The sequence below is a fragment of the Herminiimonas arsenitoxidans genome (genome assembly GCF_900130075.1).
In the GTDB taxonomy this organism is placed as follows: domain Bacteria; phylum Pseudomonadota; class Gammaproteobacteria; order Burkholderiales; family Burkholderiaceae_D; genus Oxalicibacterium; species Oxalicibacterium arsenitoxidans.
This window is the reverse complement of record NZ_LT671418.1, coordinates 1910040-1934092: the sequence shown is the minus strand read 5'-3', so window position 1 is coordinate 1934092 and position 24053 is coordinate 1910040. Positions and strand designations below refer to the sequence as shown.

Annotated in this window: 21 protein-coding genes; 18 read left to right on the top strand and 3 right to left on the bottom strand. The window is 51.2% G+C overall.

Annotated features, from left to right (window positions below; genetic code table 11):
* Window positions 1-25: 25 nt before the first annotated feature.
* Entirely contained in the window at window positions 26-2056 is a 2031-nt protein-coding gene (locus BQ6873_RS09090; RefSeq protein ID WP_076592358.1) for a sensor histidine kinase, read from the bottom strand.
* Between the two features lie 220 nt (window positions 2057-2276).
* Between BQ6873_RS09090 and BQ6873_RS09085 the strand changes: the two genes are divergently transcribed.
* The 7 genes from BQ6873_RS09085 (at window position 2277) to BQ6873_RS09055 (ending at window position 9150) form a co-directional block, all read left to right on the top strand.
* On the top strand, window positions 2277-3296 hold the full coding sequence (locus tag BQ6873_RS09085) for a DctP family TRAP transporter solute-binding subunit (RefSeq protein WP_076592357.1): 1020 nt from the start codon (window positions 2277-2279) through the stop codon (window positions 3294-3296).
* Window positions 3297-3683: 387 nt separating this feature from the next.
* Window positions 3684-4661 carry a tripartite tricarboxylate transporter substrate binding protein BugD gene (locus BQ6873_RS09080; protein ID WP_157889149.1) on the top strand — a complete coding sequence of 326 codons (978 nt, stop codon included), beginning with the start codon at window positions 3684-3686 and terminating at the stop codon, window positions 4659-4661.
* Window positions 4662-4836: 175 nt separating this feature from the next.
* The gene (locus BQ6873_RS09075) at window positions 4837-5298 is read left to right on the top strand and encodes a tripartite tricarboxylate transporter TctB family protein (protein ID WP_076592356.1); all 462 of its coding nucleotides are present in this window, start codon (window positions 4837-4839) and stop codon (window positions 5296-5298) included.
* A gap of 12 nt (window positions 5299-5310) precedes the next feature.
* On the top strand, window positions 5311-6813 hold the full coding sequence (locus BQ6873_RS09070) for a tripartite tricarboxylate transporter permease (protein ID WP_076592355.1): 1503 nt from the start codon (window positions 5311-5313) through the stop codon (window positions 6811-6813).
* Window positions 6814-7302: 489 nt separating this feature from the next.
* On the top strand, window positions 7303-7803 hold the full coding sequence (locus BQ6873_RS09065; RefSeq protein ID WP_076592354.1) for a methylated-DNA--[protein]-cysteine S-methyltransferase: 501 nt from the start codon (window positions 7303-7305) through the stop codon (window positions 7801-7803).
* Window positions 7800-8705 (top strand): site-specific tyrosine recombinase XerD, encoded by a 906-nt coding sequence (gene xerD, locus BQ6873_RS09060; RefSeq protein ID WP_076592353.1) that lies wholly within the window; start codon window positions 7800-7802, stop codon window positions 8703-8705. Before BQ6873_RS09065 ends, xerD begins: the two co-directional genes overlap by 4 nt.
* A 247-nt stretch (window positions 8706-8952) precedes the next feature.
* A complete protein-coding gene (locus BQ6873_RS09055) occupies window positions 8953-9150 on the top strand; it encodes a hypothetical protein (protein WP_076592352.1) in 198 nt (65 codons plus the stop codon).
* Window position 9151: 1 nt separating this feature from the next.
* Here BQ6873_RS09055 and BQ6873_RS09050 read toward each other — a convergent pair whose 3' ends face one another.
* Complete coding sequence (locus BQ6873_RS09050) at window positions 9152-10165, bottom strand: endonuclease/exonuclease/phosphatase family protein (RefSeq protein ID WP_076592351.1); 1014 nt, start codon at window positions 10163-10165, stop codon at window positions 9152-9154.
* Window positions 10166-10201: 36 nt separating this feature from the next.
* Between BQ6873_RS09050 and BQ6873_RS09045 the strand changes: the two genes are divergently transcribed.
* Both BQ6873_RS09045 and plsY read left to right on the top strand, forming a co-directional pair.
* Window positions 10202-10693 (top strand): aminoacyl-tRNA deacylase, encoded by a 492-nt coding sequence (locus tag BQ6873_RS09045; protein ID WP_076594040.1) that lies wholly within the window; start codon window positions 10202-10204, stop codon window positions 10691-10693.
* Window positions 10694-10747: 54 nt separating this feature from the next.
* Complete coding sequence (plsY, locus tag BQ6873_RS09040; protein WP_076592350.1) at window positions 10748-11353, top strand: glycerol-3-phosphate 1-O-acyltransferase PlsY; 606 nt, start codon at window positions 10748-10750, stop codon at window positions 11351-11353.
* Window positions 11354-11385: 32 nt separating this feature from the next.
* On the opposite strand, the gene tsaD is transcribed toward plsY, so the two are convergent.
* Window positions 11386-12414, bottom strand: a complete 1029-nt coding sequence (tsaD, locus tag BQ6873_RS09035) for a tRNA (adenosine(37)-N6)-threonylcarbamoyltransferase complex transferase subunit TsaD (protein WP_076592349.1) — start codon at window positions 12412-12414, stop codon at window positions 11386-11388.
* A 102-nt stretch (window positions 12415-12516) separates the two neighbouring features.
* Between tsaD and BQ6873_RS09030 the strand changes: the two genes are divergently transcribed.
* The 9 genes from BQ6873_RS09030 (at window position 12517) to cobA (ending at window position 24051) form a co-directional block, all read left to right on the top strand.
* A complete protein-coding gene (locus BQ6873_RS09030) occupies window positions 12517-13161 on the top strand; it encodes an ANTAR domain-containing response regulator (protein ID WP_173830594.1) in 645 nt (214 codons plus the stop codon).
* Between the two features lie 320 nt (window positions 13162-13481).
* On the top strand, window positions 13482-14705 hold the full coding sequence (locus BQ6873_RS09025; RefSeq protein WP_231949431.1) for a CmpA/NrtA family ABC transporter substrate-binding protein: 1224 nt from the start codon (window positions 13482-13484) through the stop codon (window positions 14703-14705).
* 9 nt (window positions 14706-14714) lie between these two features.
* The gene (ntrB, locus tag BQ6873_RS09020; RefSeq protein WP_076592347.1) at window positions 14715-15644 is read left to right on the top strand and encodes a nitrate ABC transporter permease; all 930 of its coding nucleotides are present in this window, start codon (window positions 14715-14717) and stop codon (window positions 15642-15644) included.
* A gap of 64 nt (window positions 15645-15708) precedes the next feature.
* Window positions 15709-16515, top strand: a complete 807-nt coding sequence (locus tag BQ6873_RS09015) for an ABC transporter ATP-binding protein (RefSeq protein WP_076592346.1) — start codon at window positions 15709-15711, stop codon at window positions 16513-16515.
* Window positions 16516-16557: 42 nt separating this feature from the next.
* Entirely contained in the window at window positions 16558-18996 is a 2439-nt protein-coding gene (gene nirB, locus BQ6873_RS09010; protein WP_076592345.1) for a nitrite reductase large subunit NirB, read from the top strand.
* A gap of 37 nt (window positions 18997-19033) precedes the next feature.
* Window positions 19034-19390: a nitrite reductase small subunit NirD gene (nirD, locus tag BQ6873_RS09005; protein ID WP_076592344.1), complete on the top strand. Its 357-nt coding sequence runs from the start codon at window positions 19034-19036 to the stop codon at window positions 19388-19390.
* Window positions 19387-22248 (top strand): nitrate reductase, encoded by a 2862-nt coding sequence (locus BQ6873_RS09000; protein WP_173830593.1) that lies wholly within the window; start codon window positions 19387-19389, stop codon window positions 22246-22248. Before nirD ends, BQ6873_RS09000 begins: the two co-directional genes overlap by 4 nt.
* A 47-nt stretch (window positions 22249-22295) precedes the next feature.
* A complete protein-coding gene (ybiB, locus tag BQ6873_RS08995) occupies window positions 22296-23291 on the top strand; it encodes a DNA-binding protein YbiB (protein WP_076592343.1) in 996 nt (331 codons plus the stop codon).
* A complete protein-coding gene (cobA, locus tag BQ6873_RS08990) occupies window positions 23275-24051 on the top strand; it encodes a uroporphyrinogen-III C-methyltransferase (RefSeq protein ID WP_076592342.1) in 777 nt (258 codons plus the stop codon). The genes ybiB and cobA overlap by 17 nt, the downstream gene beginning before the upstream one ends.
* Window positions 24052-24053: the final 2 nt, after the last annotated feature.

Below are 24053 nucleotides of genomic sequence, written 5' to 3'. Positions count from 1 at the left end.
ATATCAAAAAGATATCTTTTAATTTTTACTTTGCACGCATTGTCGTTTCGATCAATTTATTTTGCAACGTCGGGAGCGAGAAACGGAAGGTCGTGCCGCCGCCCGGATTCTCTGTATGCGTCAGTGTGCCGCCGTGAAATTCGATTGCCGTACGACAAATACTCAAGCCCATGCCCATCCCGTCTGCCTTGGTTGAGAAGAAAGGCGAATACAAGCGTTCGGATACTTCTGCCGGTATGCCATGCCCTTGATCGCTGATGGATACGATGACATTTTGCGGTACGGCATCGTCAACTGTGGCGGCAATCCGCAATAGGCGTTTCTCCGGTGCGGTGTCTTGCATCGCTTCGATGGCGTTGCGGGTCAGATTGAGCAAGACCTGCTCCAGCAATACATGATCGGCCAATACTGGCGGTAGGTTCGATGGAATGTCGATCTTGATCATGACGAAATATTTTTGTGCCTGCAATTCAACCAGAGGTGCAACGCTCTCTATCAATTCCGCGATGGTAACGGCAGTACGCATAGGCTCGCGCTTCTTGACGAAGGTGTGCACGCTGCGAATGATTTGTCCTGCACGTTGTGCTTGCGCTTGGGCTTTTTCCAATGCGTGCGTGAGCATGTCGATATTGACTTCGTTTGCTTTGGATTTGTCGCGCTCCAACATATTCAAGGCACCGGTGGTGTAGCTGGAGATCGCAGCGAGCGGCTGATTTAATTCATGTGCCAGCGTCGAGGCGATTTCACCCATGGTGGCGAGGCGCGCGCTGGCTTGCAGTTTTTCTTCCTGTTGTCGGTTCAAGTCTTCGACGCGTTTGCGATCTGAAATATCAAGAATGGAACCCATCCAACCGGTTTGTGCACCGGTGTTATCAACTAGCGGCGATTCAAAAATCAACACCGGTATGCGACGACCGTCTGCATGCTGGAAAATAGTTTCAAAGCCTTGCGGATTGGCAGTGCCTGCGGCGACTTGAGAGAAGTGTCGGTGATACTCAGACCTCGCTTCTGGTACCCAATACGGCATAGGAGGCAAGTGTCCAACGATGTCTTCCGCGGGTATGCCTACCATTTGTGAGAAAGCCGGATTCACATAGGTCACACGTCCTTCCAGATCGCGTGCGCGCAAGCCGGTGATCAAGGAGTTTTCCATCGCAGTACGGAAAGCAATTTGTTCGCGCAATGCAGTCTCTGCGGCAAGGCGGCGATTAATGTCGCGCCACAACGCGATCAAGCTCCACGCCAGCCCGAGTGATAAGAGGATGACCGTATCAACCAGCAGACTTGGTAGCAGCTTGGGTGCGCTCTTGATGCTGTTGGTGCTCAGCTTCAACGAGACGCCAGCGAGATTGAGCGCGCGTCTATGTGTATACACACCACGTCCGGCACCACCGGATGCGCGTTTGTGAATGATCACATCATTGATGTCGGTGAGCGCGATTTCATTATCTTGCGCAAACCACCATGGCACCATGTCATCCAGTATGCTGGACGCGAGGTAGCTCGCAATAATGCTGCCTATATATTTGTTGCCGACAAAAAGCGGTACGTGATAATCGATCATCACCGGCCCGCTGATATCGGTAGCGGGCTGACTGTAGAGTGGTGTTCTGGTTGTGCGTGCGCGTTCGTTGGCTTTTTTCGATGGTGCTGACAATTCATTGAAGGTGATCAATGTTTCGTCGGTCGAGGTGAGCAGTTTGCCGTTTGCATCGAGCTCGATGATGCGGTGGATTTCGTGATTATTACGAATTAAACTCTCCATCCGATCAAGTAAGCGTTTACCTGTCAGATAGCCTGAGATAATCTCAGAGCCCATCAAGCCCAAGCTTTCTTCGTTGCGTTGTAGCTGGAAGCGTATGGTTTGCTCGACCCACAAGGAGTCGGCAATTAATTGTTCCTGACGCTCGCTGGCTTCCTGTTGCTTTTCGTGCAATGGCAACCAGATCAGGGTTGTCAAAAACAGTAGCGCCAGAAATAAAGGGGCAAGCCAGCGCCACGCTTGTTTGCGACTTGGAAAGCCGAAGCTTGGTGAACGAGGTTGATTTGGTATCATAAATAACAATGTAAAAAATCGACTGGCTGTGCAGTAGCGCTGGCGCTGGCGATTTTTTGTGGTTCATTCACAGCATTACATTCAAATTAAAAAATGCTGGTGTATTTCAAGTGTGTGCGTGAGGCATCTATTGTGGCGGAGAATGTGGTTATCCACACTTGTGATGCCATGAGTGACTGCGCATAGTAGCAACCCCAATTTGAAACTTTCTGGTCGTGCGATGAAATTAGCAACAAAACTACATTTGTTTCTGCTGGGCTTGGCATTATCGCTGACCAGCGCAATTGTATCTGCGCAAACGACTACTGTAATCAAATTCAGCCACGTTTCTGCCAGCGACACCCCAAAGGGCAAGGCTGCCCTGCGTTTTAAGGAGCTGGTTGAAGAAGCCAGCCGCCGTCGCATACGGGTAGACGTTTATCCAAATAATCTGCTTTATAAAGAGTCGGACGAGCTGGAAGCGCTGCAATTAGGTGCTGTGCAGATGCTGGCGCCATCCCTGGCGAAATTGGCAGAATTCGGTTCGCCGGATTTCGAGGTCTTTGATTTGCCGTTCGCTTTTGCCGACAAGGATGCTGTCGCGCGCATTACAGAAGGACCGATAGGTAAAGGTTTATTGAAGAAGCTGGATTCCAAAGGCATGATTGGGCTGGCGTATTGGAATAGCGGCTTCAAGATCATGTCGGCGAACAAGGCATTGAAGACGCCAGCCGATTTTGTCGGACTTAATATGCGGATACATCCATCCAGAGTATTGAGTATGCAAATGGAAGCGCTGGGTGCTGCGCCACAAATACTGGATGCGCATGAGGTTTATCCTGCACTGCAAGTGCATGCAATCGATGGCGCTGAGGGTACGCCAGCCAGTTTTTACGCAAGAAAATGGTATGCCGTACAAAGCAATGTGACGATATCGAATCATGGCTACCTAGGTAGTGCCGTCGTCGTCAATAAAAAATTCTGGGAAAATTTGCCATCGGATTTGCGTAATGCGATCGAAGTGTCGATGCGCGAAGCAACAACCTACGGCAATCTCTTGGCCGAGCAGGAAAATGCAGCCGCGCTGGAACGGATCAAGAAAATGAAAAAATTGACCGTGCATACCTTGACCGAGGCAGAAACTGCTGCCTGGCGTCAGGCTTTGTTGCCGGTGCAGAAGGAACTGGAAGGTAGAATTGGCAAAGCGATCGTGTTTGCCGTGACACGCGATTCTGACGCGCGACGCGTAAGCGGACGCTGATTCTCATTATTTGCTCGCACACTTTCAGTGCGGGCAGTTTTCACTATTTTGAACCATCACTCATTTAGTATTGATTCTTCGCAAACGATAATATTTCTTTTCTTGCGGACGGCAACTAAAATCGTTTAGTCTTGTCCCCGCAAGTTTGGTGAAAGGTTCAGTTAGTATTATCGCCCTCCCTAGATTAGTTCAGGAAGATATAGGATCGCTAGAATCCACTACGTTTTTGGTACAAAACGTCTCTTCCACCCAATCAGAGGTATTAACTAGCATCCTTGGTATCGTTTTTTTGACGACTTTGATAGGATGCACGAACAATAGTGACCCGAGCCACTCGGATCTCAGTTGTAGCCTTTCCAATAATTATTAAATCTGGAGACACGTCACATGAAACATAAACTTCTGAAGTCGGTTGTTGGCCTTGCTGTATTAGCTAGCGCATTTTCTTACGCCCAAACACCTTATCCAACCAAGCCGATCACGATGATTGTGCCGTTTGCTGCAGGCGGCCCTACCGATACTGTTGCACGTCTGGTTGCACAGTCGATGGGTAATACATTGAAGCAGACAGTTCTGGTTGAAAACGTCGGTGGTGCAGGCGGAACTATCGGTGCAGCACGTGTTGCGAAATCGGCACCAGATGGCTACACCTTGTTCTTGCATCACATCGGTCAATCGACTGCACCATCGCTGTATCGCAAATTGAGCTACAACGCGATTGATGATTTCGAGCCTGTCGGTCTGATTACCGATGTACCTATGACTCTGATCGCACGCGGCGATTTCCCAGCTAAAGACTTGAAAGAGTTGCTGACCTACGTCAAAGCTAACAAAAACAAAGTGACTTACGCTAATGCTGGCGTTGGTTCCGCTTCGCATCTGTGCGGTATGTTGTTCATGACCGCAATTGATACTGAATTGACCACTGTTCCATATAAAGGTACAGGCCCAGCAATGAACGATTTGCTCGGCGGTCAGGTTGATATTATGTGCGATCAAACTACTAACACCACCAGCCAGATCAAAGGCGGCAAAATCAAGGCTTACGCTGTAACTACAAAAACACGCGTACCTTCCTTGCCTAATCTGCCAACAATGAACGAAGCTGGCTTGCCTGGTTTTGAAGTTGCTGTTTGGCACGGTCTGTATGCACCTAAAGGCACACCAAAAGCAGTGATCGACAAACTGGATGCAGCATTGCAGGTAGCACTGAAAGATCCAACGGTTAAACAACGTTTTGCCGATCTGGGTACAGAGCCAGTTGCTGAAAACCGTGCAACACCAGAAGCATTGCGCACACATCTGAAGTCGGAAATCGCCAAGTGGGCACCGATCATCAAAAAAGCTGGCGTCTACGCTGACTGATCATAAAAATGCAGTAATTCAATAAATGACGAGATGCGCTTAGGCGCATCTCGTCATTTGAGTAATGGCTTGATAGTAATTTCACAATTACTGATTCACGGCAGGACAGAATGTATATCGTTCGACGTTTGATATTCAGCGTTGAACTATCTGGTTTTTAGAGAAGGGGAGCATCTTGTTATCATTTATTCGACATCCCAAGGATTTTTGGACTGGGATTATTTTTCTATTTATTGGATTGGCTGCGGTCATCATCGGCCGTGATTACAACATGGGTACCGCCGGCAAAATGGGCCCTGCCTATTTCCCTACGATCCTCGGCGGCTTGCTGGCGTTGATTGGATTGGCTGCCGTGGTTCGCTCTTTCTTCCGCGAGGGTGAGGCCATCAGTAAGTTTGCCATCAAGGAAACAATACTGATTCTGGCTGGTGTTTTGCTTTTCGGCTTTCTGATTCGTGGTGCAGGTTTGGTCGTTGCGGTATTCGCGATCATCATGTTCAGCGCCTACGCAAGTTCAAAATTCAAATGGATACCTGCACTTATGCTGGCCACAGGATCGGCCGTCTTCTCGGTAGTGGTATTCGTCGAATTGCTCGGTTTGCCGATTGCAATTTTTGGCCCATGGTTTGGCGGTTAAAAAGGTACTCAAATGGAATTATTTGCTAATTTGGCTCTTGGATTCGACACAGCGATGTCGTTTCAGAACTTGGCATACTGCTTGGCCGGTGTTTTCCTCGGTACGGCGGTCGGCGTATTACCTGGTCTTGGCCCTGTGGCCACGATCGCAATGTTGTTGCCGGCGACGTTTGCGTTGCCTCCAATTGCTGCATTGATCATGTTGGCCGGTATTTATTACGGTGCGCAATATGGTGGCTCAACTACTGCAATTCTGGTCAACCTGCCCGGGGAGTCATCCTCAGTGGTGACGGCCATTGACGGTTACCAGATGGCCCGACAGGGACGAGCGGGGGCGGCGCTGGCAACGGCTGCGATCGGTTCCTTCTTTGCCGGTACAGTTGCAACCATCTTGCTTGCCTTGTTTGCTCCTCCACTGGCAGATCTGGCGTTGAAATTCGGTCCTGCGGAATATTTTTCGCTGATGGTGCTGGGTTTGGTTGCATCGGTTGTGTTGGCCAGCGGTTCCTTGCTCAACGCAATCGGTATGGTGATTCTTGGTCTGTTGTTGGGTTTGGTCGGTTCCGACGTGAACTCCGGCGCAGCACGCTATACCTTCGATCTGCCTGAACTGGCAGACGGCATCAACTTCGTGATCGTTGCGATGGGTATGTTCGGTATTGGCGAAATCATTCGCAATCTGGAAAACGAAGAAACGCGTTCTTTGGTGATGAAAAAGGTCTCCGGCCTGATGCTGACCAAAGACGATATGAAGCGCATCATTGCACCTATCCTGCGCGGTACTGCGCTGGGTTCGGCATTGGGTATCTTGCCTGGTGGCGGCGCGATGTTGGCATCTTTCGCGTCTTATTCTTTAGAGAAGAAGATTTCGAAAAATTCGGCACAGTTTGGTAAGGGCGCGATTGAAGGCGTGGCAGCACCAGAATCGGCAAACAATGCCGGTGCACAAACTTCTTTCATTCCTATGCTGACTTTGGGTATCCCATCGAATCCGGTGATGGCGCTGATGATCGGCGCGATGATCATTCAAGGTATCCAGCCAGGTCCTGCTGTGATGACGGAACAGCCAACACTGTTCTGGGGTTTGATTGCATCGATGTGGATAGGTAACTTCTTCCTGATCGTGTTGAATCTGCCTATGATCGGTTTGTGGGTACGCATGATTACTGTGCCGTATCACCATTTGTTCCCAGCAATTCTGCTGTTCTGCGCGATTGGCGTATTCAGCTTGAACAATAGCGATTTCGATATTTATCTGATGGCATTGTTTGGTTTGTTTGGTTACATTTGCGCCAAGCTGGAAGCTGAACCTGCACCGATGTTGTTGGGCTTCATCATTGGCCCAATGATGGAAGAGTATCTGCGTCGTGCACTGTTGTTGTCCCGCAGCGACCCGATGGTTTTCTTGCAGCGTCCAATCAGCGCAACCATGCTGGCTGTTGCAGTATTGGCGATGGCAGTGGTTCTGTTGCCAGCATTGCGCAAAAAACGCGAAGAAGCGTTCAAGGAAGACTAATCCTATGCTGCTGAACTGAGCGATTAAACGATCAGATAAGCAGCAGGTGGAAATGTAAAAAAGTAGTGTGTAAAGATTAAGGGCGCATCGCGAGATGCGCCCTTTTTATTTTGTGTTACATGCTTGATTCAGGGTATGAAACGTTTGTTTGCATTTAGACAAAAAAATATGCCACAAGCTGTTTTCCTCGGCTATGATCCAGTCTGGCGCAATGCTTGATTTCTCGTGAATTGATTTTTATAATCAGTCCCACTCGGCGCAAGGCGCTTTTATCGCAAGACAGAATTGGTAGCAGAGGCGCATACACACACACGGCATCGATGCCGGATTAGTAGGGGAGACCTGTATCAATAAAGAGGCGATAGCCAAGGCTATACGCAGCGGGGGTACAGTAGAGGTATTTGAGGGCGCATCGCGAGATGCGCCTTTTTTATTTTATGCTGTGTTGCTTTATGCTTGTCCTATCGCACTCTTATTCAAGTCATCGCCATGAAACAGAACGCTGCACAATCTTTATTCACCGCTATCGTCGAAGCTTCCTTCGGTGCAATAGGCATACGCGTGGAAGGAGAGCATGTACGCGAGTTGGTGTATCTGCCTGCGAGCTTTGATGAAAAAGAACCAGTCGATCTATTGTCGGAAAAGGCTGCCTTGCAGGTCGATCGTTATCTGCACGATCCTGACTTCCACTTCGATCTGCCTTTGGCGCCAATAGGAACAGCATTTCAAAACAAAGTGTGGAAAGCAATTACTGAAATTCCGCGCGGCAAAGTTCTGACTTACGGTGATATTGCCAGGCGTGTGCAATCAGCGCCGCGTGCAGTCGGTCAAGCCTGCGGCGCGAATTGGTATCCTTTGGTGATTCCTTGCCACCGTGTTACGGCTGCGAATGGTCTCGGTGGCTTCTCGCACTACGACGATGAAACCAGTTTCCACGTTGGCATAAAACGTTGGTTATTGGCACATGAAATGGTGGAAGGTTATCGATGAGCGTTGAGGCATTGCGCAGCCAAGGCGAGATCGATGAGTTTTGCGATACCTTGTGGCTGGAAGACGGTCTGGCCAAGAATTCGCTGGAAGCGTATAGACGCGATTTGCGTTTATTCGCCGTATGGTTGCAAGCCGAGCGTAACAAGCCCTTGCTGGCTGCGCATGCTGACGATCTGAATGCGTATTTCTTTGCGCGACATGCGGAGACCAAGGCAACTTCATCGAATCGCCGCTTGGCTGTGCTCAAGCGTTTTTATCAACTGGCGCTGCGTCAAAACAAAATCACTGATGACCCTTGTCTGAGAATGCGCTCGGCCAAACAGCCGCCACGCATGCCGAAGACGCTGTCAGAGGCGCAAGTGGAATCCTTGCTGGCTGCACCCGATGTGACAACACCTTTGGGTTTGCGCGACCGTACGATGCTGGAGCTGATGTATGCCAGCGGTTTGCGCGTGACGGAACTGGTGTTGCTGAAGTCGATAGAGGTGGGCATGAATGAGGGCGTGCTGCGTGTGACAGGCAAAGGCGATAAAACGCGCCTGATCCCGTTTGGCGAAGAGGCACGTGCTTGGATCGAGCGTTATCTGAAAGAAGCGCGTCCTGCGATTCTGAATGGCCAGATCGACGATGCCTTATTCGTGACGGCACGTGGCGGTGCCATGACACGTCAGATGTTCTGGACTTTGATCAAGAAGCACGCATTCGCGGCAGAGATTAATGCGCCTTTGTCGCCGCATACTTTACGCCATGCCTTTGCCACACACTTGCTGAATCACGGTGCTGATCTGCGTGTAGTGCAGCTATTGCTGGGACATTCCGATATTTCCACCACGCAAATTTATACACATGTGGCGCGCGAACGCTTAAAGCGCTTGCATCAGATGCATCACCCGCGTGGTTAATGCGGATTATTTTGTCGGCGGCCTCGGTTTATTTTGTTGCTTAAAAGAATGTAATTGGACTGGATTGCCTATTTTTGCCAGATATTTCGATGTATTTCGAGCTTGCAACGGCAATTTTGCTCTGTCTGCTTCAAGACGCAAAGGGCGGTGGCATGCTAGCATTCGTCCCATTGATGGTGCGTTATCGAAGTAATGATTACGACCGTCTGCCTACCTTAAACAGAACATCCACTCAAAGAGCTACCACTTGGCTAAACCTAATTTTCAGTACGAAAAGCGTCAAAAAGAGTTGGAAAAGAAAAGAAAAAAAGAAGAGAAGTTGAAGCGCAAGCAGGAAAAAGGCAATACGCCTGACGATGGCTCAGAACCATCTGACGTTGATGGTGATGAATCGGATGCAGATGTTGCGGATGATGCAAGCAACGTTGATCCTGCCAGCAAGTAACTCAGTCAGACGGCAAGTCGTTTTGCTCGGATGATTGAGCTGATTCGACAGTTTTATCATGTAACAGAATACGTACCAGCACCAAGCCATGATCTGACTCATGTGCTTGTCTCAAGGTCATGTGATCGTTCAGATAGATTACTTCGACTACCTCACCGATGGCTGCATGCGATGTCGGATTAAATTCTTCCGAAACCAGAATGTGGTCGATTGTCTCGTAGCTGCTGTCATGAATATGCGTATAACCGACATCGCGTAGCGGATCGCGTCGCGACTGGATGCGGTAGCTTTCAAACAAACGATCATCTACGCCGTTAAGCGGATATTTGCCCAAGCCCATCACCATTTGGGTCGGGATCGCGTCGGCTACATCGTTGAAGTCACCCATGACTATGACAGGCGTGCGCTTTCCTTTTTTTAAATCGGATAGCAAGTAGCGTAAGCCTAGTGCATCGGTGCCACGACGTATCAATGAGCGCAGGATAGCGATACCGGTTTGATCCGGATGATCGTCATTGATGTCGTTGCGGTAATCCGGCAGTTTGGATTTCAGGTGGCAGACGAAAACATGCACCAGCAGCTCGGGCGAGACTTCGATTTGCGCATGCAGGATAGGGCGTGTGAAATGCGTTACCGGATGGCTGACGCCAGGTAGATTAATGGCTAGATGGTTGGGGAGTTGCGTGTAAGTGGTGGCGCCGGCTGCGACTGGCAAGCGCGAGATCAAGGCCACGCTAGGCGTCAGATGATCGGCTGATGCTTCCGGATCGAAACCGATATGATGCGCATTCTGGTATTTTTGTGTTTTGGCCAGTACGTCGGTTAACGTGGCTTGCGAGAAGATCTCCTGCAAACCGATGACGTCGGCATCAAGTCGGTCTAGCTGCTGTGCAATCCATGTAATCTTGGCATCGTATTCTTCGGCAGAATACGGAATCTGGTCTTCATAGAATTTCATGCCCGGCAATGCGAGATTGCAGACATTGAAGGTTGCAAAGCGGAGTTCTTGTTGCATAATGTGCTCCAAATTTTATAGATGAGCGTAACACGCATGGCCAAAAAAGAGCATATTTCCGAAACGCCCGCGACACTGTGGTTGCGCCGTAACGGTATTGTTTTTTCCGAACATCCTTACGATTATGAAGAACACGGCGGCACCACGGTTTCTGCGCAAAAACTGGGTGTAGATGAGCATCATGTCGTGAAAACGCTGGTGATGCAGGACGAAGCGGCCAAGCCACTGATCGTCCTGATGCATGGCGACTGCAAGGTCTCGACCAAGAATCTGGCGCGCCAGATCGGTTGCAAGTCGGTAGAGCCGTGCAAGCCAGAGGTGGCGAATCGGCATTCAGGTTTTTTGATCGGTGGCACGTCGCCTTTCGGTACGCGCAAGGTGATGCCGGTCTATGTCGAGCAGAGTATCCTTGCGCTTGATCATATTTATATCAATGGCGGGCGGCGCGGTTATCTGATCGGTATAGCACCGAATATACTGGTAGAAAAATTGTCTGCGACGGCAGTCAATTGCGCATTGGCAGAATAGACACGACGAGCGTGATGAGCGCGGTATGTGCAGGGAAATATTAAAAAGGTTGGTATGAATACAGTTTTGTTTGCCATCGGTGCTTATCTGATCGGTTCGATCTCTTTTGCTGTTGTTGTCAGCAAATTTTTCCGTTTGGCCGATCCGCGTAGTTACGGCTCCAAGAATCCGGGTGCGACCAATGTGCTGCGTAGCGGGAATAAAAAAGCCGCAATACTGACGTTGCTTGGCGACGGTGCGAAGGGCTTTCTCGCAGTCTGGCTGGTCAAACAATTCGGCCCAGCTTATGGCGTGCATGAGAATGGCGTTGCCTTGGTCGCGATTGCTGTTTTTCTCGGCCATCTGTGGCCTATTTTCTTCCGCTTCGTCGGCGGTAAAGGTGTCGCGACTGCGCTGGGTGTATTGCTCGCGCTGAATGGCTGGCTGGGTCTGGCGACCTTGATTACATGGGTAGTGATTGCGTATGCATTTCGCTACTCGTCACTGGCCGCATTGATCGCGGCTATCTTCGCACCGTTCTATTATGGTTTGATGTTTGGACCGGATGTGATTTTGCTGGCGGTGCTGGCGATGAGTGTGCTGTTGATCTATCGACACGCAAAGAACATCGGTAATCTGTTGGCGGGCAAAGAAAGCCGACTAGGCAGCAAGAAAAAGTAGTGAAGTTCGGTATCGCCAGTCCGGGATACCGTTTAAATCTTGCTGATGCTATCCAATGGCCAGCGTGGTTTGACGTTGAAAGCGTAGTCTTTCTTCGCTGCATCTGGATTAATCTGCAAACGCATCGCGCCAGCGAATGCAATCATCGCGCCGTTATCGGTGCAAAACTCCAGCTCTGGATAAAACACCTTGAAGTGCTTTTTGGCAGCTGCTGCATTCAACGATGCGCGCAGTTGTTGATTGGCACCTACGCCACCTGCGATCACCAAGCGTTTCAAGCCTGTATGTTTAAGTGCGGTGACGCATTTTGCGGTCAGTACTTCGACGATGGCATCGACGAAGGCACGTGCGATATTGGCTTTGTCTTGCTCGCAGATATTAGTGGTTTGATTTTTGACTACCGTCAGCACAGCAGTCTTTAAACCGGAAAAGCTGAAATCCAGATTCTTGGAGTGCAGCATAGGGCGTGGCAGTTTGTAAGCAGTCGGATCGCCAAATTCAGCCATGCGTGAAATCGCAGGCCCACCGGGATAGCCTAGGCCCAGCAATTTTGCTGACTTATCAAATGCTTCACCGGCCGCATCATCCAGCGTTTCACCCAGCATCGTGTATTGACCGACGCCATCAACGCGCATCAATTGCGTATGGCCGCCGGAAACCAGTAGCGCGATGAAGGGAAATTCAGGCGGTTCGCTGGCCAGCAAAGGTGACAGCAAATGCCCTTCCAGATGATGTATCCCTAACATCGGCTTGTCTAAGGCCAGACCCAGGCCACAAGCGACAGATGCGCCGACCAATAATGCGCCGGCCAAACCTGGACCTTGCGTATAGGCGATAGCGTCTATTGCATCGTGCGCGACACCACTTTCTGCAAAGACTTGTTCAAGTAAGGGAATTGCACGCCTAATATGATCACGTGATGCCAGCTCAGGCACGACACCGCCGTATTCCTCATGCATTTTTACTTGTGAATAGAGAGCGTGCGCGAGCAATCCGCGTTGTGTGTCATACAACGCCAGACCCGTTTCATCACAGGAGGATTCGATACCGAGAACAAGCATGGGATAAAGATGCAGGAAAAATGCAACATATGGTGTGATTCTTGCATGGATTGTAGCTTATTCTGACAAGATCATATTTAGTACGACTTAATAGAACGCGAAATGACTAAGACTTCTCAACCTGATTTGCGCTCATTACGTATTGTTGTCGTTAATCCTATCGCCCCGGAGGGGGAACTGGATGAGCACGCGCTCGCCCAGCATGAACGCACCCGTGCATTACGCATAGGCCTGCTGGAAGCCGGTTACAACATCATTGCCTCATTTCCGGCAGATTTGCATTTGCCGGAACGGGTGGCGCAAATGCAGCCGGACATGATCATCATCGATGCCGAATCTGATGCACGCGATGTGCTGGAGCATGTCGTGATGGCAACGCGCGATGCACGGCGTCCTATTGTTTTATTTACTGAAGACAAAGCCACATCCAGTATGGAAGCGGCGATGGCGGCAGGTGTCTCGGCATATATCGTTGCTGGTTTGCAATCTGAACGTATCAAGCCGGTATTGGATGTAGCCATGGCGCGTTTCAATGCCGAGCAAAAATTGCTGACGGAGTTGTCGGATACCAAGCTCAAACTGGCTGAACGTAAAACGATAGAGCGCGCCAAGGGTTTGTTGATGGAGCGCCATAAGATTTCTGAAGACGAGGCTTATACCAAGCTGCGTCGCATGGCGATGGACAAGAATTTGAAGCTGTCGGAGTTGGCGCAACGTGTTCTCGATATTGCCGACTTACTTGGTTAATACATTGCCGCACCAGAAGTCGTCTCGAATCCGCACTAAATAGATGCGACGCACGGAAAGAGAGCGTTAATAAGAGAAAGATGGCGTGACAGCAGCGCTAAGTCAGTAGTTTTCCGCTGGCACATCAATTGCTAGAAAGTGTTTAGTACCAACGACGGTACTAGGAACAAGATTATTCAGGCCAATGACGGCTAGGATAATCAGGACAAAGACGTCCGTGTCGCATGAGCTCTGCTTGTGCCGACCCGGGCGTCTTTTTTTTGTGCTTATCAAAACCGCTCTTCGAGGAAACCATGACAACGAACGACAGGAAAATCAATATGACACGGCGCACAGTTTTGAAAGCGGGTGCAACCATTACGGCAACTGCCTTCAGTGGCTTGTCTACGCAAGGTGTCTGGGCGGCGGGTTCCGATAAGCCGGAAAAAGAAGAAGTCAAAGTAGGTTTTATTCCGCTGACCGATTGCGCTTCTGTCGTCATGGCTTCAGTGATGGGCTTCGACAAAAAATATGGCGTCAAGATAGTGCCGACCAAGGAAGCGTCGTGGGCTGGCGTACGCGACAAGCTGGTGAACGGTGAACTGGATGCAGCACATGTGCTGTACGGCTTGGTCTACGGCGTGCACGAAGGCATAGGCGGCGCCAAGAAAGACATGGCCGTCCTCATGAATCTGAACAACAACGGTCAGGCGATTACGCTTTCCAAAAAACTGGCTGATGGTGGTGCAGTCGATGGCCCAGGTTTGGCCAAGCTGATGCAAATGGAAAAACGCGAGTACACATTTGCACAAACCTTCCCAACCGGTACGCATGCGATGTGGTTGTACTACTGGTTGGCAACCTACGGCATCAATCCGATGAAGGACGCCAAAGTCATCACTGTGCCGCCACCACAAATGGTTGCGAATATGCGCGTCGGCAATATGGACGGTTTCTGCGTAGGTGAACCATGGGGCCATCGCGCCATCGTTGACGGCATTGGTATCACTGCTGCGACGACGCAAGATATCTGGAAGGATCACCCGGAAAAAGTATTGGGCACCACTTCCGAATGGGTGGCCAAATATCCAAACACGGCGCGTGCAATGACTGCTGCAGTATTGGAAGCCGGACGCTGGATTGATGCATCGTTGTCGAACAAAAACAAAATGGCCGATGTGATTGCTGCCAAGTCTTACGTCAACACCTCGGTAGACGTCATCAATCAGCGCATTCTGGGGCGTTACCAAAATGGTTTGGGTAAAACCTGGGATGACCCTAACTACATGAAGTTCTATAACGAAGGCACAACCAACTTCCCGTATCTGTCAGACGGCATGTGGTTCATGACGCAGCATAAACGCTGGGGTCTGGCAAAAGGCGAACCGGATTATCTGGGCACTGCCAAGTCGATCAATCGTATCGATCTGTACAAGGAAGCAGCAGCGCAAGCGAACGTACCTGTTCCGAAAAACGTCATGCGTTCTTCCAAACTCATCGATGGTGTGGTGTGGGATGGCAAGAACCCGAAAGCATACGCAGAGTCATTCAAGATCAAGGCATAAGGAGTCATCATGAGTGCAATCATGCGTCCCGCAGAAAGCGCGCCTACCAGCGCAACGGCAAAGCCGGAAATTGATGTCAGTACGAAACCGGAGGCTGTTGTGAAAAGTAGTGCTGCAAGCTTGGCTGTAGAGCCGCCTAAGGCAAAGGCAAAAACGTTTTCGTTCAAGCCTTTTTTCCTGACGGTGCTACCGCCGATTTTTGGCGTGATTTTCCTGGTTCTCGTATGGGAAATCATTTCAGTGAAGAACAGCGGCATTCCATCGCCCATGGTCACACTGAAATCTGCGGGCGTCTTGTTTTCCGATCCGTTTTACAGCAACGGCCCTAATGATCAAGGCATAGGCTGGAATATTCTGGCTTCGCTCAAGCGTGTTGGTCTGGGCTTCGGCATGGCGGCGCTGGTCGGTATTCCACTTGGCTTCATGATCGGTCGCTTCAAGTTCCTGTCCGGCATGTTCAATCCCATCATCAGCTTGTTGAAACCGGTTTCTCCATTGGCCTGGTTGCCGATAGGTTTGCTCGTATTCAAAGCAGCTGATCCTGCTGCAATCTGGTCGATTTTCATTTGTTCAATCTGGCCAATGATCATCAATACCGCAGTCGGTGTGCAACGCGTGCCGCAGGATTACATGAACGTTGCCAAGGTATTGAAGCTGTCGGAATGGAAGATCGTCACCAAGATTCTTTTCCCATCCGTGTTGCCATACATGTTGACCGGTGTGCGTCTAGCGATTGGTACGGCATGGCTGGTGATCGTTGCTGCAGAGATGTTGACTGGCGGCGTCGGTATCGGTTTCTGGGTGTGGGATGAATGGAATAACTTGAATGTGCCGCACATCATCATCGCCATCGTCGTGATCGGTATCGTTGGTTTGATACTTGAACAGATATTGGTCGGTATCGCCAGAGCCTTCACTTATGAAGATGTGAAGAGCTGATCGAATAATTGAAGAACGCAGTCGAATACGCAAACGCACCATACAACCAGATACAGGAAACATCATGGATAGCATCAACAGCAAGTTCATCGATATTCAACATGCGGAAATGTCCTTCACCACCAAGAAGGGTGTTTTCAACGCGCTGACCAATGTCAATCTGACCGTGGGTAAAGGCGAGTTTGTGACCTTGATCGGTCACTCAGGTTGCGGCAAATCGACGCTGCTCAATCTGATTGCCGGTTTGACGCAAGCGACTGGCGGCATGTTGTTATGCGGTAATCGTGAAATTGCAGGGCCATCGCCAGAACGTGCGGTGGTGTTCCAGAATCATTCGTTACTGCCATGGTTGACCTGTTATGAAAACGTGTATCTGGCAGTGGAGCGCGTATTCGGTGCGACGGAAAACAAGGCGCAGTTGAAAGCACGTACCAAGGCTGCGCTGGCCTTGGTCGGCTTGACGCATGCAGAACAAAAACGCCCGAATGAAATTTCCGGCGGTATGAAGCAACGCGTCGGCATTGCTCGCGCCTTGTCGATGGAGCCGAAAGTATTGTTGATGGATGAACCTTTCGGTGCGCTCGATGCATTGACGCGTGCACATTTGCAGGATGAATTATTGAAGATCGTCGCAGCGACCGGTTCCACCGTGGTGATGGTCACGCACGATGTGGATGAAGCGGTCTTGCTATCGGATCGCATCGTCATGCTGACCAATGGTCCATCCGCCACCATAGGCGAAATCCTTGAAGTGAAACTGGCCCGCCCGCGTGAGCGCGTGATGCTGGCGCAGGATCCGCTGTATGCGCAATACCGTACTGCTGTGTTGGAGTTCTTGTATCACCGCCAATCGCATCCGGTTGCAGCGTAACAAGCACAATAAAAATACCAGGAAGAATTCAGGAGAAGCATGATGGAAAAAATGAAGCTTGTCATGGTCGGCAACGGCATGGCTGGTGTGCGCACCTTGGAAGAATTGCGCAAGATCGCCCCCGATGTGTATGACATCACCGTGTTCGGTGCGGAAGCCTACGCGAATTACAACCGCATACTGTTGTCGCCGGTGTTGGCCGGCGAACAAACAATACAAGACATCATGCTCAACGATGTCGACTGGTATGCAGAGAACGAGATCACATTGCATCTCGGTAAAAAAATAGTACAGATCAATAGAGCGCAGCGTCTGGTGATTGCCGACGACGGCACGATTGCACCTTATGACAGACTGTTGCTGGCGACCGGTTCCAATCCATTCATGTTGCCGGTGCCGGGCAAGGATTTGAAGGGCGTGATCTCGTATCGCGATATTCAAGATACCAACGCGATGATAGATGCGGCCAAGGTGCACAAGCATGCCGTCGTGATCGGTGGTGGCTTGCTCGGTCTGGAAGCCGCCAACGGTCTGAAACTGCGCGGCATGGATGTCACAGTGGTACATCTGTCCGATACCTTGATGGAACGTCAGCTTGATAATGTGGCAGGCAAGATGCTGCAAAAATCGCTGGAAGATCGCGGCCTGAATTTCCTGCTCGGGAAAAATACCGAAGCGCTGATCGGTGATGACGATGGCCATGTCCAGGCGATTCGTTTCACCGATGGTATGGAGATACCGGCACAACTGGTGGTGATGGCAGTTGGTATTCGTCCGAATACTGCTTTGGCAGAATCCACAGGTTTGTATTGCAACCGCGGCATCGTCGTCAGCGACACGATGCAAACCTACGATCCACGTATTTATTCCGTCGGCGAATGCGTCAATCATCGTGGCACTGCCTATGGCCTGGTTGCACCATTGTTCGAGATGGCCAAAGTGTGCGCCAATCATCTGGCTAACTACGGCATCGGTCGCTATCAAGGTTCGGTCACTTCGACCAAATTGAAAGTTACCGGCATCGATCTGTTTTCCGCTGGCGAATTCATGGGCGGCGCAGGCACGGAAGAAATTCTGTTATCCGATCCTATCGGTGGTGTGTACAAAAAACTGGTGTTGAAAGACGACAAGCTGGTTGGTGCCTGTTTGTATGGCGATACGGTAGATGGCAGCTGGTATTTCAATCTGCTGCGCGAAGGCAAGGACATTAGCGAAATCCGCGATGCCTTGATGTTTGGCGAAGCCAACATCGGCCGTCCAGGCGATGTTGGTCATGAAGGTTTTTCCAAAGCGGCGGCGATGCCGGATACCGCTGAAGTTTGCGGTTGCAATGGCGTATGCAAAGGCACCATCGTCAAAGCCATCAAGGAAAAAGGTTTGTTCACGATAGAAGACGTGCGCAAACACACCAAGGCGTCTGCGTCTTGCGGCTCCTGTACTGGTCTGGTTGAACAAATCATCATGGCGACAGCCGGTGGCGATTACTCTGCATCGAACAAAGCCAAGCCTATGTGCGGCTGTACCGACCATACACATCAAGAAGTACGCGATGCGATCAAGGCCGAGAAATTGTTGACGGTTGCTGACGTGATGACAAGGATGAACTGGCGTACACCTAATGGTTGCTCCAGCTGCCGTCCAGGCATCAACTACTACCTGATCTCGACCTGGCCGCATGAAGCCAAGGACGATCCGCAATCGCGTTACATCAATGAACGCGCACACGCGAATATTCAAAAAGACGGCACCTTCTCCGTGATCCCACGCATGTGGGGCGGCGAAACCAGTTCATCCGAATTGCGCCGTATCGCCGACGTGGTCGACAAGTTCAAGATCCCAACCGTCAAGGTAACAGGCGGTCAGCGTATCGATTTGCTCGGCGTGAAGAAAGAAGATTTGCGCGAAGTCTGGCACGACCTCGGCATGCCTTCCGGTCTGGCCTATGCCAAAGGTTTGCGCACGGTGAAGACTTGTGTAGGTTCTGAATGGTGCCGCTTCGGTACGCAGGATTCGACTTTGATGGGACAGCAGCTGGAGCGTCAACTCGCTCGCATGTATGCGCCGCACAAGGTCAAGCTGGCCGTCTCGGGTTGTCCGCGTAACTGCGCAGAATCCGGCATCAAGGACGTAGGCGTGATCGGTGTCGATTCAGGTTGGGAAATTTATGTCGGCGGTAACGGCGGCATCAAAACTGAAGTTGCGCAGTTCTTCGTCAAGCTGAAAACGCATGGAGAAGTATTGGAATACGCCGGTGCCTTCCTGCAACTGTATCGCGAAGAAGGCTGGTATCTGGAACGCACTGTGCATTATCTGGCGCGCGTCGGTCTGGAGCATGCGAAGCAAAAGGTAGTCGAGGATGAAGCGAATCGCAAAGCCTTGTATGAACGCTTGCTGTTCTCGCTGGAAGGCGAACCAGATCCGTGGCACGAACCGGAAAAAGCAATGGTCGATACGCGTCAATTCGAACCTTTGTCGGTTTGATTATTTAAAAACAGAATAATTTTTATCAAGGCCACTCATGTCTAACGAATGGAAAGTCATCTGCAAGGTTACAGACATTCCGGTACTCGGTTCCCGTGTCGTGCATCGTGATCATCAGCCTAATGTTGCGATCTTCCGCAATAGCGAAGACAAAGTCTTTGCCTTGCTGGATCGTTGTCCGCACAAAGGTGGTCCGCTATCGCAAGGTATTGTGTTCGGCGAGCGTGTTGCCTGTCCACTGCATAACTGGAATATCCAACTGGATTCTGGCTGTGCGGTTGCACCGGATGAAGGGTGCACGCAAAAATTCAGCGTCAAGGTAGAAGCTGGGCTGGTTTATCTGGATGCTGCGGAATTGAAAGTCATCACGATCAGTGAGGCTGCCGCTGCATGAACGCGCCCATGCCTTCTACTGCCGGTTTAGAGGCGAGGCATGCAAATGAATCGCCGCTGACCGAAACCAAAGCCACCTGCTGTTATTGCGGGGTGGGCTGTGGTGTGCTGGTGCAAAGCGATGGCGAGAAGGTGACGGGTGTGCGTGGCGATCCCGATCATCCAGCCAACTTCGGTCGTTTGTGCACCAAGGGCAGTACCTTGCATTTGACGGCACGTCCGGCCTTGCAACAGCAGGCACGTGCGCTGTATCCGGAGTTGCGTCTGGCACGTGGCGATGCACGCGAACGTGCATCGTGGGAAACCACGCTGAATTTTATCGTCAGCAAATTTGCGGCGACGATACGCGATCACGGGCCAGACAGTGTGGGCTTTTATTTGTCTGGTCAATTGCTGACGGAAGACTATTACGTCTTCAACAAGCTGGCCAAGGGTTTGATCGGTACCAATAACGTCGATACCAATTCACGTTTGTGCATGTCCAGCGCCGTCGCTGGTTACAAGCAAACCTTGGGTGCAGATGCACCACCGGCTTGCTACGAAGATATCGATCACGCTGAAGTAATTTTCATCGTCGGCTCCAACACTGCTTACGCGCATCCGATTCTGTATCGGCGCATAGAAGATGCGCGCAAAGCCAATCCGAATCTGAAAGTCATCGTCGCTGATCCACGCCGTACCGATACCGCGCGCGAAGCAGATCTGTTCCTGCCCATTCTTCCCGGCACCGATGTTGCATTGTTCAACGGCATGCTGCATATCTGTCTGTGGGAAAACCTGATTGATGCCGACTTCATAGCTGAGCATACGGAAGGCTTCGCCGAACTGAAGCACACAGTGCGCGATTACACACCGAAATTTGTCATCGATACTTGCGGCATTACCGAAGCGGATTTGATGCAGGCGGCACGCTGGTTTGGTGCATCGAAAGCATCCTTGTCGTTGTATTGCCAAGGCTTGAATCAATCATCGTCCGGCACGGCAAAGAATGCAGCGCTGATTAACCTGCATCTGGCCACACATCAAATCGGCAAACCGGGTGCGGGCCCATTCTCGCTGACAGGGCAACCGAACGCGATGGGTGGACGTGAAGTGGGCGGCCTCTCGAATCAACTGTCAGCACATCGTGATCTGGCGAACCCGCAACATCGTGCCGAAATCGCTGCATTGTGGGGCGTCGATGATGTGCCGGAAAAACCAGGCAAGAGCGCGGTAGAAATGTTCGATGCAGTGCGTGCCGGTGAGATCAAGATTCTGTGGGTAGTCTGTACCAATCCCGCGCAATCGATGCCCGAGCAAAAGATGATCCGTGAAGCATTGCAGCATGCAGAATTAGTGATCGTGCAGGAAGCCTACAAGACGACTGCGACTTGCGACTATGCAGACGTGTTGTTGCCGGCGACGACGTGGAGCGAGAAGGAAGGCACGGTTACCAATTCCGAACGTCGTATTACGCGTTTCAAATCTGTCTTGCCGAAACTGGCAGAGTCCTTGCACGATTGGGAAATCGCCATGCGCTTTGCACGCAAGCTGGAAGCAGCGATGGAAGCTCAGACCAGTGGAAAAGTGCAACGCATTGCCACGGTCAGCCGCGATACGCTTTTCCCTTATGAATGCACGGAAGAAATCTGGAACGAACATCGCGAATCGACACGCGGTCGCGATCTGGATATCACCGGCTTGAGTTACAAGATGTTGGAAGAGCAGGGGCCGCAGCAATGGCCTTACCCTGACGGTGCTAGCGGCGGCAAAAAGCGTTTGTATGAAGACGGCATCTTCCCAACTGCAAGCGGCCGTGCCAAGTTCGTCAATACGATTTATCACCCGGTGAGTGATCCGATTAACTCTCGCTTTCCTTTCCATCTTTCCACTGGGCGTTTGCGCGATCAATGGCATGGCATGAGCCGTAGCGGTACGGTGGCGCAATTGTTTTCGCATGCAGCAGAGCCGGCGATAGTGATGTCGCAGGTCGATATGGATAGACGCTTGTTCCAGCAAGGTGATCTGGTGCATGTCACGAGCAAATTTGGTTCGCAGATTTTCCCTGCAGCGGTTGGCGATGATATGCGCGCCGGGCAGGCTTTCATTGGCATGCATTGGGGCGAGGAATATGTATCTGGTCGCGGCAGCGATGGCGCTGGCACGCACGGCGTCAATTCGCTGACATCGCCAGCCTACGATGCCGATTCCAAGCAACCGGAATTGAAGCATACGGCGGTGAAGATTTTGAAAGTGGAATTGCCGTGGCGTTTCATTGCCTTCGGTTGGGTGGATGAAGCACAAGTGCTGAATCTGCAATCCGCATTGCGTCCCATAATGCGTCAGTTCGCTTACGCATCGTGCACATTGTTCGGTCGCGATAAAGTAGGTGTGCTGTTCCGCGCGGCAGACGATTACGCAGCCAGCGCTGAATTGATGGCAGAGATCGAAACCAAGTTCGGCATCGTGGGGACGCAAGTATTGCGCTATGACGACAGCAAGCGCGGTAACTCGCGTCACATACTGGTGAACGATGGCAAGTTGCAGGCGGTTGCTCTAGCTGGCGATATTTCTGCCGAGCGCTGGTTGAAGGATTATCTGGAAGGTGAGCAATCGGTGGCAACGCTAGGCCGTTTGTTACTGATGCCATCGACCAAGGCGCCGCAGAACTTCAAGGCGCGTGGTCGCATAGTCTGCAATTGCTTCAATGTATCGGAAACCGAAATCCACGATGCGCTTCTGGGCATGTCGGATGCACCAGATGTCGCCTTGACTGCACTACAACAAAAATTGAAATGCGGTACCAACTGCGGTTCCTGTGTACCGGAATTGAAAAAAATCGTCCTCAATCAACGAGCCTCAACGCCAGAAGCTGCTTGATGTTTGCTGCGCTTTCGCAGAAGCAGCCTTCGTAGTACCCTCTTCGGATGCAAAAATTAACCAACACTGAACCATTTGCCACGGCCCGTTTCATCAAGGAAATCGGGCGTGGCGTCAAAGGCGCACGCAGCCTGTCGCGTGAAGATGCCAATCAACTGTATGCAGCGATGCTGGATGGTCGCGTCTCCGATCTGGAGATGGGCGGCATCATGCTGGCCATGCGCATCAAGGGTGAATCGGTGGACGAGGTCGCCGGTTTCATCGATGCAGCTGAAGCATCCTTTGATCAATTGCACGCGCCTGATGGCGAATACGCGCCTATCGTGATCCCCAGCTATAACGGCTCGCGCCAGATGCCGAATCTGACGCCTTTGCTGGCCTTGTTGCTGGCGCGTGAAGGTGCACCGGTTTTCATACATGGCGTGACGACAGATCCGGGGCGCGTGACGACAGCAGAAATTTTGAAAGAGCTGGGTTATCCGTTCGCGCACGATGCACAACAAGCTGCAGAACAATTTGCGAGTCGTGCACCAGTGCTGATGCCGATTGAAGATCTGGCACCACGCATGTTCCGTTTGCTGGCGATGCGCCGCATCCTCGGCGTACGCAATTCCACGCATACGCTGGTTAAGATCATGCAGCCGTTTTCTGCACCTGCATTGCGTTTGACCTCATACACGCATCCGGAATATTTATCGATGCTGACTTCGTATTTCACAACAGCGGCACCAGCAGAGCGCGGCGATGTGTTTTTGATGCGCGGTACTGAAGGCGAAACAGTTGCCAATGCGAAACGTGCGCAACAAATCAATTGGATACACGATAACGAATGCACGATTCTGGTGCAAAAGCAGGAGCCGGTCGATGAAATGCCACCGTTGCCTGCGGAGCGCGATGCCGTGACGACGGCTAAATGGATAGCAGCCGCGCTGCGCGGTGATGTACCGGTTCCGGTTTCGATAGCGGAACAGGTGGAACATTGTTTGCTTATCTCTAAGAGTCTAAAGAGCAAACAAGGTGCAGATCATGGAGTCGTTCGGTAAGGTTTTTTTGGTAGGTGCGGGCCCCGGCGATCCAGAGTTGCTGACCATCAAGGCCGTCAAGGCAATTGCATGCGCCGATGTCATTCTGATTGATGATCTGGTCAATCCGGCGGTGCTGGAACATGCGCCTGCAACAGTGCGCGTCATTCAGGTAGGTAAGCGCGGCGGTTGCGCACAAACGCCGCAGGAATTCATAGAACGTTTGATGTTGTCCGAAGCGCAAGCCGGTCTATGTGTGGTGCGTCTGAAGGGCGGCGATCCCTTTATCTTTGGTCGTGGTGGTGAAGAACGTGATCACTTGCAAGCAGCAGGCATTGCGGTCGAAGTGATCAACGGCATCAGCAGTGGCTTGGCGGCACCGGCTTCCATCGGCGTGCCGCTCACACACAGGGATTGGAGTCAGGGTGCGATTTTCATTACCGGTCACGGTAAGAACGCAGAATCGAATCCCGATTGGGCCACGCTGGCCAAGTTGAATTTGACTCTGGTGATCTATATGGGCGTGGCGCGTTGCAGGGAAATTCAGGCGTCATTACTGGATGGCGGTAAAGCAGGCGATACGCCAGTCGCAGTGATCCAGTCTGCAACCGGTACAGCGCAAGCGCAACTGATTACGACTTTGTCTGAGTTGCCAGACGCTTTGGCAAAATCATCCATAGGCAGTCCTGCCATTATTGTCATTGGCGATGTCGTGCGTTGTGCTACACAGCCAGCCGCCAAGACCTTGCGTGAGACTGTTCTTGCACATCTGACAGCATAGGA

Bases quoted from the DNA above. Each gene is read 5' to 3' on its own strand.
- BQ6873_RS09090 (WP_076592358.1), bottom strand. From the start codon at position 2,056: ATGATACCAAATCAACCTCGTTCACCAAGCTTCGGCTTTCCAAGTCGC.
- BQ6873_RS09085 (WP_076592357.1), top strand. From the start codon at position 2,277: ATGAAATTAGCAACAAAACTACATTTGTTTCTGCTGGGCTTGGCATTA.
- BQ6873_RS09080 (WP_157889149.1), top strand. From the start codon at position 3,684: ATGAAACATAAACTTCTGAAGTCGGTTGTTGGCCTTGCTGTATTAGCT.
- BQ6873_RS09070 (WP_076592355.1), top strand. From the start codon at position 5,311: ATGGAATTATTTGCTAATTTGGCTCTTGGATTCGACACAGCGATGTCG.
- BQ6873_RS09065 (WP_076592354.1), top strand. From the start codon at position 7,303: ATGAAACAGAACGCTGCACAATCTTTATTCACCGCTATCGTCGAAGCT.
- xerD (WP_076592353.1), top strand. From the start codon at position 7,800: ATGAGCGTTGAGGCATTGCGCAGCCAAGGCGAGATCGATGAGTTTTGC.
- BQ6873_RS09050 (WP_076592351.1), bottom strand. From the start codon at position 10,165: ATGCAACAAGAACTCCGCTTTGCAACCTTCAATGTCTGCAATCTCGCA.
- BQ6873_RS09045 (WP_076594040.1), top strand. From the start codon at position 10,202: ATGGCCAAAAAAGAGCATATTTCCGAAACGCCCGCGACACTGTGGTTG.
- plsY (WP_076592350.1), top strand. From the start codon at position 10,748: ATGAATACAGTTTTGTTTGCCATCGGTGCTTATCTGATCGGTTCGATC.
- tsaD (WP_076592349.1), bottom strand. From the start codon at position 12,414: ATGCTTGTTCTCGGTATCGAATCCTCCTGTGATGAAACGGGTCTGGCG.
- BQ6873_RS09030 (WP_173830594.1), top strand. From the start codon at position 12,517: ATGACTAAGACTTCTCAACCTGATTTGCGCTCATTACGTATTGTTGTC.
- BQ6873_RS09025 (WP_231949431.1), top strand. From the start codon at position 13,482: ATGACACGGCGCACAGTTTTGAAAGCGGGTGCAACCATTACGGCAACT.
- ntrB (WP_076592347.1), top strand. From the start codon at position 14,715: ATGAGTGCAATCATGCGTCCCGCAGAAAGCGCGCCTACCAGCGCAACG.
- BQ6873_RS09015 (WP_076592346.1), top strand. From the start codon at position 15,709: ATGGATAGCATCAACAGCAAGTTCATCGATATTCAACATGCGGAAATG.
- nirB (WP_076592345.1), top strand. From the start codon at position 16,558: ATGGAAAAAATGAAGCTTGTCATGGTCGGCAACGGCATGGCTGGTGTG.
- nirD (WP_076592344.1), top strand. From the start codon at position 19,034: ATGTCTAACGAATGGAAAGTCATCTGCAAGGTTACAGACATTCCGGTA.
- BQ6873_RS09000 (WP_173830593.1), top strand. From the start codon at position 19,387: ATGAACGCGCCCATGCCTTCTACTGCCGGTTTAGAGGCGAGGCATGCA.
- ybiB (WP_076592343.1), top strand. From the start codon at position 22,296: ATGCAAAAATTAACCAACACTGAACCATTTGCCACGGCCCGTTTCATC.
- cobA (WP_076592342.1), top strand. From the start codon at position 23,275: ATGGAGTCGTTCGGTAAGGTTTTTTTGGTAGGTGCGGGCCCCGGCGAT.